Source organism: Rhabdothermincola sediminis, assembly GCF_014805525.1.
Lineage (GTDB): Bacteria > Actinomycetota > Acidimicrobiia > Acidimicrobiales > Acidimicrobilacustridaceae > Rhabdothermincola > Rhabdothermincola sediminis.
Window position 1 is genome coordinate 29,508 of sequence record NZ_JACFSZ010000017.1, and the last position, 14,583, is coordinate 44,090.

The window sequence follows — 14,583 nt, forward strand, 5'->3', positions numbered from 1 at the left end:
CCGTGGAGCGGTTCGTGGTGGGCACGGGGCGGTGCGGATCGACGTTGCTGTCGACGATGCTGGCGGAGCACCGCGAGGTGGTGAGCATCCACGAGTTCTTCACCGGGCTCGACTGGGCTCGCCGGTTCGCGCCCGGTCCGGTGAGCGGCGCCCAGTTCGCCGACCTCATCGGGGCAGAGCAGCCGGTCACCACCGCGGTCCTGGCCCGGGGGTACACCAGTGACGAGATCCGCTACCCGTTCGGCGCTCCCCAAGCTCGCTACCGACCCGGTGATCCCGTGCCGTGGTTGCTCGTCACCATGCTCAGCCGCCTCACCGACGATCCCGATCCGCTCTTCGAGGAGGTCCTGGGGTTCGCGAGGGCCAGACCGGACGCGCCACTGGCCGATCACTACCGCTCGCTGTTCGAGTTGCTGACCGCCCGCTGCGGCGGGTCGGTCTGGATCGAGCGATCGGGCTCGTCGCTCGACTACCTCGACGGGCTGATCGACCTGTACCCGAACGCCCGGTTCGTCCACATCCATCGCGACGGGCCCGAAGCTGCGCTCTCCATCCGCGAGCACCCGTTCTTCCGGCTCGGCGTGACGTTCTTCCTCGATCTCTTCCCCGAGGTCGCCGACGGCGAGGACGAAGCCGCGATCATCGACCGCGTCGTCGGCACGCCGCCACCGTGCTGGGCGGTCGGCCGGTACTGGACCGATCAGGTGCTGCGCGGCTTCCGGGCCCTGCCTCGGCTGGACCGCGACCAGTTCCTGCAGGTGCGCTTCGAGGACCTGGTGGCCACCCCGCAGGACGTGCTGGCGCAGATCGCGTCCTTCTTCGAGCTTCCCGCCGACGATGGGTTCGTCGACCGCGCCGGTGCGATGGTGCGAGGGCTGCCCCCGGCACGCCTGGGCACGCTACCGGTTGAGGAGCGCGACGAGCTGCTGGTCGCGTGCCGGCCCGGTCAGGTCCTGCTCGGCCGGGCCGGCTGAGCGCAACCCACGTCGAAGGCCGCCAGGTACCCGGCCATCGACTCCTCGTCGCTGCACGCCCGCCAGGCCTCCAGCAGAGCGGCTCCCATCGGATCGCAGGCCACCCGCAGCGGTGACTGCGGGTCCTCGACGGCGTCGACGATCGCCCGGGCCGCGCTCTCCGCCGCGGTCGAGCCTTCGACCGTGCCGGCACGGAGCTGCGCCACCCGCTCGGCGAGCAGCCGGTAGTCCTCGTGGCGGGCGGCCTCGGGCAGGACCATCGACGCCGCCAGCATGTCGGTGTCGATCGGTCCCGGCAGGATCTCCACCACCCGCACGCCGAACGGCGCCAGCTCGGCCCGTAGCGACTCACCCACCGCGCTCAGCGCGGCCTTGCTGGCCCGGTACACGGCGAAGAACGGCATGGGCACCAGCACCCCACTGGAGGTGAGGTTGCAGATCACCGCCCGGCCGCTGCGTCGCAGCGCGGGGATCGACCGCCGGATGACTTCGACCGCTCCGAACACGTTCGTCTCGAAGGTGGTGCGCCAGTCCTCGATCGGCGTGTGTTCCACGGGCAGGTTGCCGAGCTCGACCGCCGCGTTGTTCACGAGCACGTCGAGCACGGGCGGGATCTCGATGCTGCCGGGCTCGGTGACGTCGAGCCGCCGGACGGTGATCCCTCCCGTGCCGGCGGGCAGCTCCTCGGTGAGGGACGCACCCATCGACGGGTCGCGCATGGTGGCGACGACGGCATAGCCGCGCCTGGCCAGCTCGAGGGCCACCGCCCGCCCGATGCCCCGGCTGGCGCCGGTCACCAGCGCCACGGGTGGGGTCGACGAGGTGCTCGGGTCAGGGGCGGTCACGGCCGGAGTGTAGGGCCGGTGGCGCTCGAGGGCGGCGGCTGCGGCGACGGCTACGGTCACCCCGTGACCCGCCAATGGCGCCTCGATCTGGGCGCGGTGTTCATCTACCTCGCGCTGGGCGCGATGTTCTCGGCCACGCCGCGCTTCGTCACCGAGGAGCTGGGTGGCACCCGGGCGGTCGCCGGGTTCTCCGTGTCGATCTTCTTCCTCGCCGCGGTGCTGGCCCGCCCGGTCGCCGGTCGCCTCATCGACCGAGTCGGCCGCCGCCCCTTCCTCGTCGGGCCGCCGTTCGTCATGGCCGGGGTGATGCTGTGCTTCCACGGTGCCCGGTGGGTGCCCGTGGTCCTGGCGCTGCGGGTGGTGCAAGGTGCGGCGGGCTCGGCGTTCTACGTGGCGGCGGTGACCGCCTCGACCGATCTGTCTCCACCCGAGCGGCGTGCGTCGGCGGTGGCCCGCCTGTCGATCGCCATCTATGTGGGCTTCGCCTGCGGCCCGGCGCTGGGCGAGCTGCTCATGGACCGGGGAGCGGCCACGGCGTGGACCGCTCTGGCCCTGGTGATGGTGGTGGGGGCGGCGATCGCGGCGACCATGTCCGAGACCCGGCCACCTGCGCCGGCAGCGGCGTCCGGCGCCACGGCCGTCGACGCTCGGCAGCCGCTCCTGCACCGCCAAGCCGTCCTCCCGGGAGTCGTGCTGCTGGCCCTCGGCGTCGGCTACACGTCGATCACCGCCCACTCGGCGCTGTACGCCCGCTCGATCGGACTCGGCTCGTCCGGCGTCCTGTACGCCACGTTCGCCATCTCGGTGCTCGCCGTGCGGCTCGGCTCGGGGCGCCTCGCCGACGCGGTCGGCCCGGTCCGGGTCATCTTCCCCGGCATCGCCTCGCTGTCCCTGGGCCTGTTCGTCCTGTCACTCCTGGACCGCCCGGTTACCGCCGTCGCCGGGGTGGCGCTCGTCGGCGCCGGCTGGGCGCTGGTGTTCCCCGCGATCGTGGCCTGGATGTCCGCCATCGTGCCCGAAGCCCAGCGCGGCAGCGCGCTGGGATCGCTGGTGGCGTTCATGGACGTCGGGCAGGGTGTGGGCGGCTACGCAGTGGGGGCCGTGGCCGATGCCGCCGGCTTCGGTTGGGCGTACGCCCTGCCAGGGGTCCTGGCCGCGCTGTCCGCCGCACCGATGACCATGGCGATCCGCCAGCAGCCCGGAGCGGCCCGGGCCCCTGCCGTCCCGACGGCGCTGCCCGAGGCCGCGAGCGCGGCCGAGGTGTGAGGGTCGGGCCACGAGTGCGGCCGACCGGTCACCACCCGCGCTCGAACACGCTGAGGTGCGGTCGCAGCGACTCGCCGGCGAAGAGGCTGGGGCCGATGCGGCACAGCCCGGCCTCGGCGAACCACCGGCGGTAGGTCGCCGGGCGCCGGCGCCGGTAGCCCTCGGTGTCCCCGACGAAGTGGTCATCACTGGTGAAGACCTCGATCAGGGCGACGCCCCCCAACAGACGCGACATCGAGCGGAGCCCGGCCCGCACGTCGGGATCGGGCGCATAGGCGAGCACGTCCACGCACACCACCAGGTCGAAGGGGCCGCGCAGACCCAGCCGGTCGAGATCCGCGAGCCCGCCGAGTCGCAGGTGGCGCGAACGCCCGTAACGGCTCACCGCGTACCCACTCGGGTCGACCCCCACGTAGCGGGCCCTCGGCCGTGCCGCCCGGAGCGACCCGAACCACGGGCCCTCCCCGCAGCCCACGTCGAGCACGGAGCGCACCGGCCGCTCGAGCAGGTACTCGGCTGCACCGAGCGCGTAGCGCACCTTGCGGTCCAGGCGAGCAGGAGACCCGAACCCCTCCTCCCGGTACCAGTGATCGAAGTACCTGCGGTCGAACCGCTGCGTCGCCATCACCGAACCGGCACGCGCTCGAGCGCTGACGAGGTTCGCGGCACGGCGGAGCCGATCACCGTCAGTCCCAGTAGCTGCCCTCGAGCATCTGCTCGAGCACCGGGCGGTGCATCACCGCGTCATCGGGCTCCGCGGGAGGTTCCGCCTCACCGAAGTGCACCTGGCGGGCGTGCACCCGAGCCATGACGATGCCGTGGCGCAAGGCGGCGTACACCTCGTACCACCGCAGATCACCCAGCTCGCTCCCCGAGAGCTGCTCATAGGTGGCACGGACGTCGTCGGCTCGCAGGAAGTGCGGCATCCCCTCCATCTCCAGCTGGTGGGCGACGAACTCGAAGAAGCCGTGCAGGAACACCATCCACCCGACGTCGATGCCCCGCGGCCCGAGGCCCGCCATCTCCCAGTCGAGCACGGCGACCGGCCGGAACCCGTCGAACATCATGTTGCCGATCCGCGCGTCGCCCCAGCTGATCACGGTCTCGCCCTCGTCGGCAGGCCAGTGCCGCTCCAACCAATCGAACGTCGCCTCCAGCACCGGGTAGCGCGCCTCGCCCCGCACCCAGTCGTAGTACCGGCGCCAGTGCTCGACGTGCCGGCGCAGGTGCGAATCACCCGGGGTGCCGTACTCGAGGAACGCCGTGTCGACCTTCGAGCGATCGATCCCGTGGATCCCCGCCAGCACCGCGACGCTGGCGTCCTGCAGCGCTCGCTGCTCGGCCCGGGCCGCCTCGAGCAGCCAGCTGCCCATGTTGTACGGCATGACGTCGGGCGGCACCCGGCCCTCCACCCGCTCCATCACGAAGAACGGCGCGCCGAGTGCCCGATCGTCCAGCTCGAGCCACACCGCTCTCGGCACCGGCACGTCGCTGTGCTCGCCGACCAGCTGCATCACCCGGAACTGCAGCTCCAGGTCGTAGCTGGGGAAGACCGGGACGTCGGCGGGATCGGGCGCCACCCGGGCCACGAACGAGCCGCGCCGTTCCCTCCCGTCCTCCGCCCACACCGCGTCGAACAGCAAGGTCTCGCTCGACATCCCGTTGGACGACGGCACCTCGACACCGATCACGGATGGCTTGGCCGGCTCGCCCAAGGTGCCGGTCAACCAGCGCTCGAGGCGCTCCCGGAGCTCCTCGGGGTCACGGCTGGAGCGGGTCAGGGTCTCATTCGGCTGCTCGCTCATCGCGGCATCGTGGCGTGCTTCGCCCGCCCCGGCAAGCAGCGCGTCAGCCGAACGTCTGTTCGGTATCCTGTCGGCGATGGCAGTCCACCAACGCGACCTGTTCGGCTCCGGTGAGCCCTCGCTCCGCCGCGAGGCGACGGTGGAGCGGGTGCAGCTCGACGAGCACTCCTGGGTCGACCTCTCCCGCCACCTGCTGATCGGCGCCGACCAGGTCCTCGACGAGCTGGTGGACTCGGTGGATTGGCGGCAGGGGCGCCGCCGCATGTGGGACCGAGTGGCCGAGGATCCCCGACTCTCACGCTGGTACCGGGCCGGCGAGCCGGTGCCCCATCCCGCTCTCGAGGACTGGGCGCCCGCCGGCCGTTCCTCGTGAGGCCCAGGGAAGGTGGCCGCTCCCGCGACCTCTCGCCGGGATCGGGTGACCTGCTGGTCATGGGCGGCCGCTGCCAGGCCGACTGGGAGCACGGCGTGCCGAAGGTCCGCCGTGCCGGCCCCGCGTGTCGTGCTCCTGGCGCTGGCACCGCTGAGCGCCCCGATCCCGAGCCCGTGCCGGCAGGGCCGCGCCCGGCGTGCCAGCTCGGCACCGGCCCGCTGGGGCCGCGGGGCGTTCAGCTGCGGGGGACCTGCGACCAGGGCAGGTCCTTGTCGACCCGTGGCTCGCCGGGGAGCCCCAGCACCCGCTCGCCGATGATGTTGCGCTGGATCTCCGACGTGCCACCCTCGATGGAGTTGGCCCGTGACCGCAGGAACATCTTGCGCGCCGAGCCCGGCGGGCCGACCAACCCCAGGTTCTCGGTGCGCTGGTGCGAGTAGTCGTAGCCCACCAGGGCCTGGGCACCGAGCAGATCCACACACAGCTCGTAGATGTCCTTGTTCACCTCCGCGAACATCAACTTGGCGATGGAGCCCTCCGGCCCGGGATTGCCGGCCTTGCGGTTCTGGGCGGCGCGGATGTTGGTCAGCCGCAGCACCTCCGCTTCGATCCACCGCTGCATGAGCCGGTCCTTGGCCACTGGCGTACGCTCCACGGCCTCCTCCCGCCAGATCCGCACAGCCTCGGCGATCGCCCCCGACCCCTTGGCCGGTGGCCCGGAGCCTCCGCCGATGGTGGTGCGCTCGTTCATGAGCGTGGTCATGGCGACCCGCCAACCCTCACCCACCTCACCGATGCGGTCAGCGTCGGGCACCCGCACCTCGGTGAGGTACACCTCGTTGAACTCGGCCTCACCCGTGATCTGGACCAGCGGGCGCACCTCGACGCCCGGGGCGTGCATGTCCAGCGCGAAGTAGGTGAGCCCCTTGTGCTTGGGCGCCTCGGGATCGGTGCGGGCCACGAGCATCCCTCGATCGGCCAGGTGGGCCAGGGTGTTCCAGACCTTCTGCCCCGTGATCACCCACTCGTCACCGTCGCGCACCGCCCGGGTGGACAGACCCGCGAGGTCCGAACCGGCGCCGGGCTCGCTGAAGAGCTGGCACCAGGCGTCCTCCCCGGTGAACATCCGCCGCAGCAACCGAGTGCGCAACTGGTCGCTCCCGTGCGTGACGACCGTCGGTCCGGCCATGGTCAACCCGAAGAAGAGGCGGGCGTCGACAGGTGGCGCACCAGCTTCGCGGAGGCGCCGGTCGACCTCCTTCTGGTGGTTCGGCGCGATGCCGAGGCCACCCCACCCTTCGGGGAAGTGCACCCAGGCCAGCCCGAGGTCGTACTGGCGACCGCGGAACGCCACGGGATCGGCCGTGGCCGGGTCCATCTCGCTGAGGAGCTGATCGAGGCGCTCACCCAGCAGAACGGGGTGCGAAGCAACGATGTCGGTCACGACCCGAGCCTACGACAGCGACCGGAGCAGGTACCGCTCGAGCATGCGGCGCTCGTCGGCGGGATCGGCGGGGTGCGCGAGCAGGGAGAGGATGACCCGCACCACCCATTCGGTCGCGAGGGTGGTGCCGGCGCGCCCGTGCACGTCCCGCACCAGGGGCTCGAGCATCGAGGAGACCACCTCCACCTGCATCGCCAGCCGTTTGGTGCGGCCTGCGACGGTGGGATCGAACCACGCCCGGAGCACCTCGTCCCCGCGGACGGCATCCAGCGAGACGAGGATGGCGGCGACGAGCCGCTGGCCCGGATCGACGATCGAGCGGACCTGCCCGGCCACCTCCGCAACGATCCGGCGGGCTTCACGCTCGACGAAGGCGAAGCGCAGCGCATCGGCGTCCGGGAAGTAGCGGTACAGCGTGCCCCGCGAGCACCCTGCCTCCAGCGCGACGTCGTTGACCTTGGCCGTGAACACCCCGTGGCGGGCGAACACCATCCCCGCCACGTCGAGCAGTCGCTCGACCGCCTGGCCGGGATCGTCCTCGCGGCCCCACCGCGGTTCGGTTCCGATCGCTTCCCTCATACCGAGGCGGTGATGGGCAGCGACGTGAACCGTCGCACGAACGCCCCCGGCGCGTACTCCCCGGCATCCCAGTCGACCTCGAAGTCCGGCAGGCGAACGAGCAGCTCCTCGAGCGCCACCCGCGACTGCAACCGGGCCGCCGCGGCCCCCAGGCAGTGATGCGGCCCGCTGGTGAAGGTCATGATGCGGTCGATTCGGCGCTGGACGTCGAGTTCTTCCGCCGTGGGACCGAACTCGCGGTGATCGCGGTTCGCCGAGGCGTAGAGCAGGTGCACCTTGCTGCCGGCGGGGATCGTCTGACCGTACCGCTCGACCTCGCGGGTCGTGGTGCGCGACAACCCCTGCACCGGGGACGTCAACCGGAGCAGCTCCTCCACCGCATCGGGGATGAGCTCCGGCCGGTCGAGCAGGACCTGGCGCTGGTCCCGCCGTTGCGTCAGCAGCTCGGCCGAACCACCGAGCATGCCGGTGGTGGTGTCGTTCCCGCCGGCCACCATCACGAACGCGTACCCGAGCACGGCCTCGATCCGCACCGGCTCGTCCTCCAGGGAGGCATGCACCAGCTGGGAGATGATGTCGTCACCCGGTTCGTGGCGGCGCCGCTCGGCGAGATGGGTGAAGTACTCGTACAACTCGCCGACGGCCTGCTGGGCGCCGCCGATCACGTCGCCGTCCGCGTTGGCCGAGACGATCGCGTTGGTCCAGCCGTCGAACCGGCCTCGATCGGCCTGCGGCACGCCCAGGTAGTGGGCCACCACGAAGCTCGGCAGGGGGCCGGCCAGCTCGGCGATGAAGTCGGCTGTTCCCTGGTCGCGGATCACGTCGTGCATCGCGCCGATCCGTTCGACCACGAAGGCCCGGACCGCGGGCTCGAGGCCGGCCACCCTGCGGGGGGTGAACCCCCGGCTCACCAGCCGCCGGTAGGCCGTGTGCTCGGGTGGGTCCATCATCACGATCGTGGGGAGCAGCCCGAGGGACTCGATGTCGCCACCCTCGTAGGACAGACCCTGGGCAGAGGAGAAGGTCTCGGTGTCCCGAGCAGCGGCGAAGACGTCGGCGAAGCGGGACAGGACCCACACCCGCCCCCCGAGGTGGTACAGGGGCGCCTCCTCGCGCAGACGCCGGTAGGTGTCGAACGGAGACCGGATCGTCGCGGGGTCCGCCGGGTCGTACACCAGCGTGGTCGTGGTCATCGGCTCCCCCTCGGCCCAACTATTGAACATAGTAGAGGTTCTGTTCAACAGCCGCCGAGGTGGGCTCAGCCGTCCTCGGCGTGGGTGACGGGCTCCTCCCCCATCCACTCCCGCAAGGTGTTCTTGAGCTTGATGTGCTGGATGAACAGATCGTGCTCCGGGGGCAGACCGCCCGACGGCTGCGGGGACTTGAAGTAGTACGAGAGCCACTCCTGCACCCCGCTCTGCCCGGCACGGGCCGCGAGGTCGAGGAACAGCGCGAGGTCGAGCACCAGCGGGGCTGCGAGGATCGAGTCCCGGCAGAGGAAATCGATCTTGATCTGCATCGGGTACCCCATCCAGCCGTAGATGTCGATGTTGTCCCACCCCTCCTTGTTGTCACCGCGAGGCGGGTAGTAGTTGATGCGCACGACGTGGTCGATGTTGCCGTAGAGCTCCGGGTAGAGCTCCGGCTGCAGGATCGTGTCGAGCACCCCGAGCTTCGACATCTCCTTGGTCTTGAAGTTCTCCGGGTCGTCGAGCACCTCGCCGTCGCGGTTGCCGAGGATGTTCGTCGAGTACCACCCCCGCAGGCCGAGCATCCGGGCCTTGAGCCCCGGTGCGATCAGCGTCTTCATGAGGGTCTGGCCGGTCTTGAAGTCCTTCCCGCAGATCGGGACCTGCCGGGCCGTGGCCAGCTCCAGCATGCAGGGGAGATCGATCGAAAGGTTCGGGGCACCGTTCGCGTACGGCACCCCGGAGGCGATGGCCGCGTAGGCGTAGATCTGGCTCGGTGCGATGTTCTCGTCGTCGTCGCGCAGCCCCTGCTCGAACGCCTCCAGCGACGCGTGCACCGCCGACGGCTCCTGGTACGCCTCGGTCGAGCCGCACCACACCATGACCAGGCGGTCACAGTCGTTGTCAGCGCGGAACCGTTCGATGTCGTCGATCAACGCCTGGGCGAGGTCCCACTTCGAGGTCTGAGGCTTCACCCGGTGCCCGTCGAGCTTCTTGACCCATCGACGGTCGAACACCGCGTCCATCGCCACGACACCCTCAAGCTGCGCGGACACCGGGGCGAGATCGCGCTCCTCCAGCACCCCCGCCGTGCGCGCCGCCTCGAGCGCGTTGGGCGAGATCGGGTCCCAACCACCGAACACCAGGTCGTCGAGTGAGGCCAGCGGCACGAAGTCGCGGATCAGGGGGTTGCGTCCTTCGCTGCGATCACCGAGCCGGATGTGCGCGAGCTGGCTGAGGGAACCGACGGGCACGGCGTGGCCCTCGCGGGCCGCCATCACCCCGGCGATGAAGGTGGAGGCCACCGCACCGAGACCAGGGGTGAGGACGCCGAGCCGGCCGGTGGCGGGAGCGATCGTGCGCGGGTCTGCCATGTCTGCAGCCTAAGTGACCCGGGCGCACCACCCGACCTCCGGACGACCGGCACGGGTGCGTGTGCCGGACCCGCTAGAAGTACCAGGGGAAGGGCGACCAGTCGGGGGGGCGCTTCTCCAGGAACGCGTCACGGCCTTCGGCGGCTTCCTCGGTCATGTAGGCCAGCCGGGTCGCCTCCCCGGCGAAGACCTGCTGGCCGACGAGGCCGTCGTCGATCAGGTTGAACGCGAACTTCAGCATGCGCTGCGCGGTCGGGCTCTTGCCGTTCACCATCCGGCCCCACTCCAGTGCCACCCGCTCCAGGTCCTCGTGGGCCACGACCTCGTTGACCATCCCCATGGCGTGCGCCTGCTCCGCGGTGTACTCGCGTCCCAGGAAGAAGATCTCCCGGGCGAACTTCTGGCCGACCTGGCGGGCAAGGTAGGCGGAGCCGAACCCGCCGTCGAAGCTGGCCACGTCGGCGTCGGTCTGCTTGAAGCGCGCGTGCTCGCGGCTCGCCAGGGTGAGATCGCACACCACGTGCAGGCTGTGGCCCCCTCCCGCGGCCCAGCCGGGGACCACACAGATGACCACCTTCGGCATCATGCGGATGAGCCGCTGCACCTCGAGGATGTGGAGGCGGCCCGTGCGGGCGGGGTCGATGGTGTCGGCGGTCTCGCCCTCGGCGTACCGGTACCCGTCCCGGCCTCGGATGCGCTGGTCGCCTCCTGAGCAGAAGGCCCACACGCCGTCCCGCGGCGACGGCCCGTTGCCGGTGAGCAGTACGCACCCGACGTCGCTGGTCATGCGGGCGTGGTCGAGCGCCCGGTACAGCTCGTCGACCGTGCGAGGCCGGAAGGCGTTGCGGACCTCGGGCCGATCGAAGGCGATGCGCACCGTGCCGTGATCGACTGCCCGGTGGTAGGTGATGTCCGCGAACTCGAAGCCCTCGACGGGGCGCCACGCGGCGGGATCGAACAGCTCGGAGACCATCGGCTGGCAGCCTAGGGTGCAGCGGGGGGCCGACGAGCGAAGGAGGATGCCGCCGGCATGGCACTCGATCCCCGCACACCGGTGCTGGTGGGCGCGGCCGCGCTCACCCAACGCGTTGATGACCCGTCCGCTGCTGCGGAAGCGATCGTGCTGATGGAGCAGGCACTCCTCGCCGCGGCCGACGACGCCGGCTCCCGAGCGCTGCTGGATCGGATCGACGTGATCGCGGTACCCAACGGGACCTGGAGCTACCCCGACCCGGGGCGGCTCCTGGCAGAACGAGCAGGGGCATCCGCTCGGACCGTCCTGGCCGAGGTGGGGGTGCTCCAGCAGACGCTCATCACCCGGGCTGCGTCCGACATCGCCGCAGGACGGGTACGGGTGGTGGCGATCTGCGGGGGCGAGGCCAAGCACCGCTCGCTGCGGGCCGCGATCACCGGCGCCGAGGCACCCGAAACCAGCCAGCCACCTGGGACGGAACCGGACGAGTTGCTCCTGCCGGACGGGGACATCCTCACCGCCACCGAGATCGAGCGGGAACTGGCCGTGCCGGCGCACCAGTACGCGCTGGTCGAGAGCGCGCTGCGAGCCGCCGCCCATCGCTCGCCCGCCCAGCACCGGGCCGCGCTCGGTGCGTTGTGGTCCCGGTTCGCGGCGGTGGCCGCGCGCAACCCCCTCGCCTGGAGCCACGACGCCCTCCCCCCGGAGGCCATCGTGACGCCCACCGCGACCAACCGCATGGTGGCCACGCCCTACACGAAGCTGCTCTGCTCGCAGTGGAACGTCGACCAGGCGGCCGCGCTCCTGCTGTGCTCGGTGGAGGTGGCTGGCGCGCTGGGCATCGAGCGCGACCGGTGGGTGTTCCCGCTGGTGGCCGCTGAGTCGAATCTCATGGTGCCGCTGCCGTGCCGGCGTTCGATCGGGCGGTGGCCGGCCTTCCGGGCCTGCGCCCGCGCCGCCTTCGAGGCCGCAGGCTGCGATATCGACGACGTGGCGCACCTCGACCTGTACAGCTGCTTCCCCGCCGCGGTGCAGGTCCAGGCGGCCGAGCTGGGGCTCAGCCTGGACGACCCCCGTGGCCTGACGGTGACCGGCGGAATGACCTTCGCCGGCGGCCCGCTCAACAACTACGTATTGCAGGCGATGGTGGCGATGGCACAGCGGTTGCGCGCCGATCCCCGATCTCGGGGAGCGGTCACCTCGGTGAGTGGCATGCTCACCAAGCCGGGCATCGGTCTGTGGTCGTCCGAGGCACCCCGGGGTCCCTTCCAGGCCCGGGACGTCACCGCCGAAGCGGCGGCGGCCACCGAGGTCCTGCCACTCGATCCGGACCTGACCGGCGACGGGGTGATCCTCGCCTGCACCGTGATCCACGACCGGGGCGAGCCAGGCCGGGCCGTGGCCGTGGTCGAAGCCGGTGGGGCCCGCTCGGTCGTGGTGTCGAGCGACCGCGACGTCGCGGCTCGGCTCGCGGACCGCGAGTGCTGCGGTGTGGTGGCCCGGCTCGACGCGCCCGGCCAGCTCTCCATGATCGCCGGCGAGGACGGCGATCACACGCGCTCCGAGACCACACCGTAGGCTCGCGACCGCCGTCGCAGCGGTTGACGAGACCAGGGGGGAACCGATGACGCGCGTGCTCGAGGGCATCCGGGTGGTGGAGGTCGACAACTGGGGCTTCGCCCCCTCGGCGGGGACGGTGCTCGCCGACTGGGGCGCGGACGTGGTCAAGGTGGAGGATCCGAGGCGAGGCGACCCCCTGCGGGGGATCTTCGGCGCGGTGAGCTTCGCCGAGGGGGCGATGGTCAACTTCCTCCACGAGCAGTGGAACCGCAACAAGCGCTCCGTCGGCATCGACCTGGCGACCGCGGAGGGGCGGGCGCTGCTCGACGACCTGGTGCGTTCCAGCGACGTGTTCCTGACCAACTACCTGCCGCCGCTTCGGCGCAAGTTCCGCCTCGAGCCCGCGGATCTGCGAGCCGTCAACCCGAGCCTGGTGTACGCGCTGGCCACCGGGCAGGGCAGCAAGGGCCCTGACGCCGAGCGTCCCAGCTACGACTACGTGTCGGCCTGGGCCCGGGCCGGGGTGGGTGATCGGCTCACCCCGGAGGGCGGCCCGCTCACCGGCCAGCGAGCCGGATTCATCGACACCACGGCGGGCAACTTCCTCGCCGGGGCCGTCGCAGCCGCGCTGGTCCGCAAGGAACGAACCGGTGAAGGGGTCGACGTGGAGGTGTCCCTGCTGGCCTCGGGCGCCTGGATGATCGGCCCGGACATCGCCAACTTCCTGACCAACGGCTTCGAGTTGCCCCGCAGCGGGCCGGACGGGCGCGGCGCCGGCCCACTCATGACCTGGTACGAGTGCCAGGACGGCAAGCGGCTGGTCTTCACCATGATGAACCCCGAGGCGTACTGGCCCGCGGTGTGCCGGGCACTGGAGGTCGACCTGCTCAGCGACCCGCGGTTCGACACACCGGAGAAGCGCGCCGCCGCCAACGAGGAGCTGCACGACCTGCTCCGGTCGATCATCGCCACCCGGCCACGGGCGGAGTGGGCCGAGCACCTCGACGCCGAGGACATCGTGTGGGCTCCGGTGCAACCGCCGTCGGAGTACGTCGATGATGTCCAGGTCCGGGCCAACGGGTACCTCGTGGAGGTGGAGCACCCTGTTCGGGGCACCACCCGACTGGTGGCCAGCCCGGCGCAGTTCGACGGGCAGCCGATCGAGGGACGCTGGGCCGCGCCGGAGATCGGCCAGCACACCGACGAGGTCCTCGCCGGGATCGGGGTGAGTGCCGACCGCCTCGAGGACCTGCGCGCCCGCGGGGTGGTCGCCTGAGACCGGCAAGCCTTCACGCCACCCGGTCGTGGCGCTCCCAGGCCAGCGCGAGCACGGCAGCCGCCTGGTGCATGGCATGGAGCTCGTTCGGGGTGGGCCGGCCAGTGGACGTCCGCCACAGCACCAGTGCTCCACGAGCCGGCAGCTCCCCGCTCGAGACGGGCTCCACCCACACGGTGGCGCAGCCCGCAGCGCGGGCCGCCTCGGACACCGCTGCAGGCACCTCACCGAGGTCGGCGGCGAGCTGACGCATACCCGTGCGCACCGCCTGCTCCCAGGGACCCTCCCCGCTCATGTCGGGCAGGTCGTCGTCGGTGCCCGCGACCAGGCGCATGCCCGACGGCCCGGCCGCGAGCAGCGCAGCCCGGGCCACCGTCGGGTGACCTTGCATGGCCCGCACCACCCGGGCCGCGACCGTGGCGAACGGGGCGTCGCCCACCAGCGCGGTGATCGCTTCGCTCAACCCCATTGCCGCGGTCTCCGGGGTCAGGAGGCACACGATGCCCCGGACCACGGGATCGTCGAGCTGGTTGATCGCCCACAGGTCGGCCGCCCGGGACTGGCCTCCGGCCGTGACGAACGAGACCCGCAGCGGACCGAGGACGACGTGGCCGAAGTCGCCCGCCATCGCCACAGCCGCTGCATAGGCCCACGCGGTGCCCTCGTCCACGAACGAGAGCACGGACTCACCGACGAGCTCCGAGCGGTCCCGCTCGACGAGCGCCGCCGCCGGCTCGCTGACGAAGCGCACGGTCCCCCCGGCGTCGATCACGAACGCCGCGGCCGGGAGCGTGTCGATCAGCCGCTGCACGAGCTCCGGGTCGCCTCGGGGGGCTGGCGCCTCGGTCACCCCTGGAGCGTAGGTCACCCCACGCGCTCGTGGTCGTGGATCCCGGGCCCGGAGACCCACGATCCACGACCACGA

The 14,583-nt window shown here is 71.5% G+C and carries 14 protein-coding genes; 5 read left to right on the top strand and 9 right to left on the bottom strand.

Going from position 1 to position 14,583, the window contains the following annotated elements:
• The first annotated feature begins 2 nt into the window (after window positions 1–2).
• The gene (locus HZF19_RS13335) at window positions 3–974 is read left to right on the top strand and encodes a sulfotransferase family protein (RefSeq protein ID WP_208029286.1); all 972 of its coding nucleotides are present in this window, start codon (window positions 3–5) and stop codon (window positions 972–974) included.
• Here the strand turns inward: HZF19_RS13335 and HZF19_RS13340 are convergent.
• Window positions 947–1,819, bottom strand: a complete 873-nt coding sequence (locus HZF19_RS13340) for an SDR family NAD(P)-dependent oxidoreductase (RefSeq protein ID WP_208029287.1) — start codon at window positions 1,817–1,819, stop codon at window positions 947–949. The genes HZF19_RS13335 and HZF19_RS13340 overlap by 28 nt on opposite strands.
• A gap of 18 nt (window positions 1,820–1,837) precedes the next feature.
• Here HZF19_RS13340 and HZF19_RS13345 point away from each other — a divergent pair, with 18 nt between their 5' ends.
• Complete coding sequence (locus tag HZF19_RS13345; protein WP_208029288.1) at window positions 1,838–3,085, top strand: MFS transporter; 1,248 nt, start codon at window positions 1,838–1,840, stop codon at window positions 3,083–3,085.
• A gap of 28 nt (window positions 3,086–3,113) precedes the next feature.
• Here the strand turns inward: HZF19_RS13345 and HZF19_RS13350 are convergent, their stop codons facing one another.
• Both HZF19_RS13350 and HZF19_RS13355 read right to left on the bottom strand, forming a co-directional pair.
• Window positions 3,114–3,710: a class I SAM-dependent DNA methyltransferase gene (locus HZF19_RS13350; RefSeq protein ID WP_208029289.1), complete on the bottom strand. Its 597-nt coding sequence runs from the start codon at window positions 3,708–3,710 to the stop codon at window positions 3,114–3,116.
• A gap of 61 nt (window positions 3,711–3,771) precedes the next feature.
• On the bottom strand, window positions 3,772–4,890 hold the full coding sequence (locus HZF19_RS13355) for a phosphotransferase family protein (RefSeq protein ID WP_208029290.1): 1,119 nt from the start codon (window positions 4,888–4,890) through the stop codon (window positions 3,772–3,774).
• Window positions 4,891–4,966: 76 nt separating this feature from the next.
• Here HZF19_RS13355 and HZF19_RS13360 point away from each other — a divergent pair, with 76 nt between their 5' ends.
• Window positions 4,967–5,263: a hypothetical protein gene (locus tag HZF19_RS13360; RefSeq protein WP_208029291.1), complete on the top strand. Its 297-nt coding sequence runs from the start codon at window positions 4,967–4,969 to the stop codon at window positions 5,261–5,263.
• Window positions 5,264–5,498: 235 nt separating this feature from the next.
• Here HZF19_RS13360 and HZF19_RS13365 read toward each other — a convergent pair whose 3' ends face one another.
• The 5 genes from HZF19_RS13365 to HZF19_RS13385 all read right to left on the bottom strand — a co-directional run bounded on the left by HZF19_RS13365 (window position 5,499) and on the right by HZF19_RS13385 (window position 10,822).
• Window positions 5,499–6,707, bottom strand: coding sequence for an acyl-CoA dehydrogenase family protein (locus tag HZF19_RS13365; RefSeq protein ID WP_307781223.1), 1,209 nt, complete (start codon window positions 6,705–6,707; stop codon window positions 5,499–5,501).
• A 9-nt stretch (window positions 6,708–6,716) separates the two neighbouring features.
• Window positions 6,717–7,286: a TetR/AcrR family transcriptional regulator gene (locus HZF19_RS13370; protein ID WP_208029292.1), complete on the bottom strand. Its 570-nt coding sequence runs from the start codon at window positions 7,284–7,286 to the stop codon at window positions 6,717–6,719.
• Window positions 7,283–8,479 carry a cytochrome P450 gene (locus tag HZF19_RS13375; protein WP_208029293.1) on the bottom strand — a complete coding sequence of 399 codons (1,197 nt, stop codon included), beginning with the start codon at window positions 8,477–8,479 and terminating at the stop codon, window positions 7,283–7,285. Before HZF19_RS13375 ends, HZF19_RS13370 begins: the two co-directional genes overlap by 4 nt.
• A gap of 65 nt (window positions 8,480–8,544) precedes the next feature.
• A complete protein-coding gene (locus tag HZF19_RS13380; RefSeq protein ID WP_208029294.1) occupies window positions 8,545–9,849 on the bottom strand; it encodes an inositol-3-phosphate synthase in 1,305 nt (434 codons plus the stop codon).
• Between the two features lie 73 nt (window positions 9,850–9,922).
• A complete protein-coding gene (locus HZF19_RS13385; RefSeq protein ID WP_208029295.1) occupies window positions 9,923–10,822 on the bottom strand; it encodes a 1,4-dihydroxy-2-naphthoyl-CoA synthase in 900 nt (299 codons plus the stop codon).
• Window positions 10,823–10,879: 57 nt separating this feature from the next.
• Between HZF19_RS13385 and HZF19_RS13390 the strand changes: the two genes are divergently transcribed.
• Together HZF19_RS13390 and HZF19_RS13395 are read left to right on the top strand one after the other, a co-directional pair.
• Window positions 10,880–12,400: a hypothetical protein gene (locus HZF19_RS13390; protein WP_208029296.1), complete on the top strand. Its 1,521-nt coding sequence runs from the start codon at window positions 10,880–10,882 to the stop codon at window positions 12,398–12,400.
• A 46-nt stretch (window positions 12,401–12,446) separates the two neighbouring features.
• A complete protein-coding gene (locus HZF19_RS13395) occupies window positions 12,447–13,658 on the top strand; it encodes a CaiB/BaiF CoA transferase family protein (protein WP_208029297.1) in 1,212 nt (403 codons plus the stop codon).
• A gap of 13 nt (window positions 13,659–13,671) precedes the next feature.
• Here HZF19_RS13395 and HZF19_RS13400 read toward each other — a convergent pair whose 3' ends face one another.
• Window positions 13,672–14,508 (bottom strand): PAS domain-containing protein, encoded by an 837-nt coding sequence (locus HZF19_RS13400; protein ID WP_208029298.1) that lies wholly within the window; start codon window positions 14,506–14,508, stop codon window positions 13,672–13,674.
• Window positions 14,509–14,583: the final 75 nt, after the last annotated feature.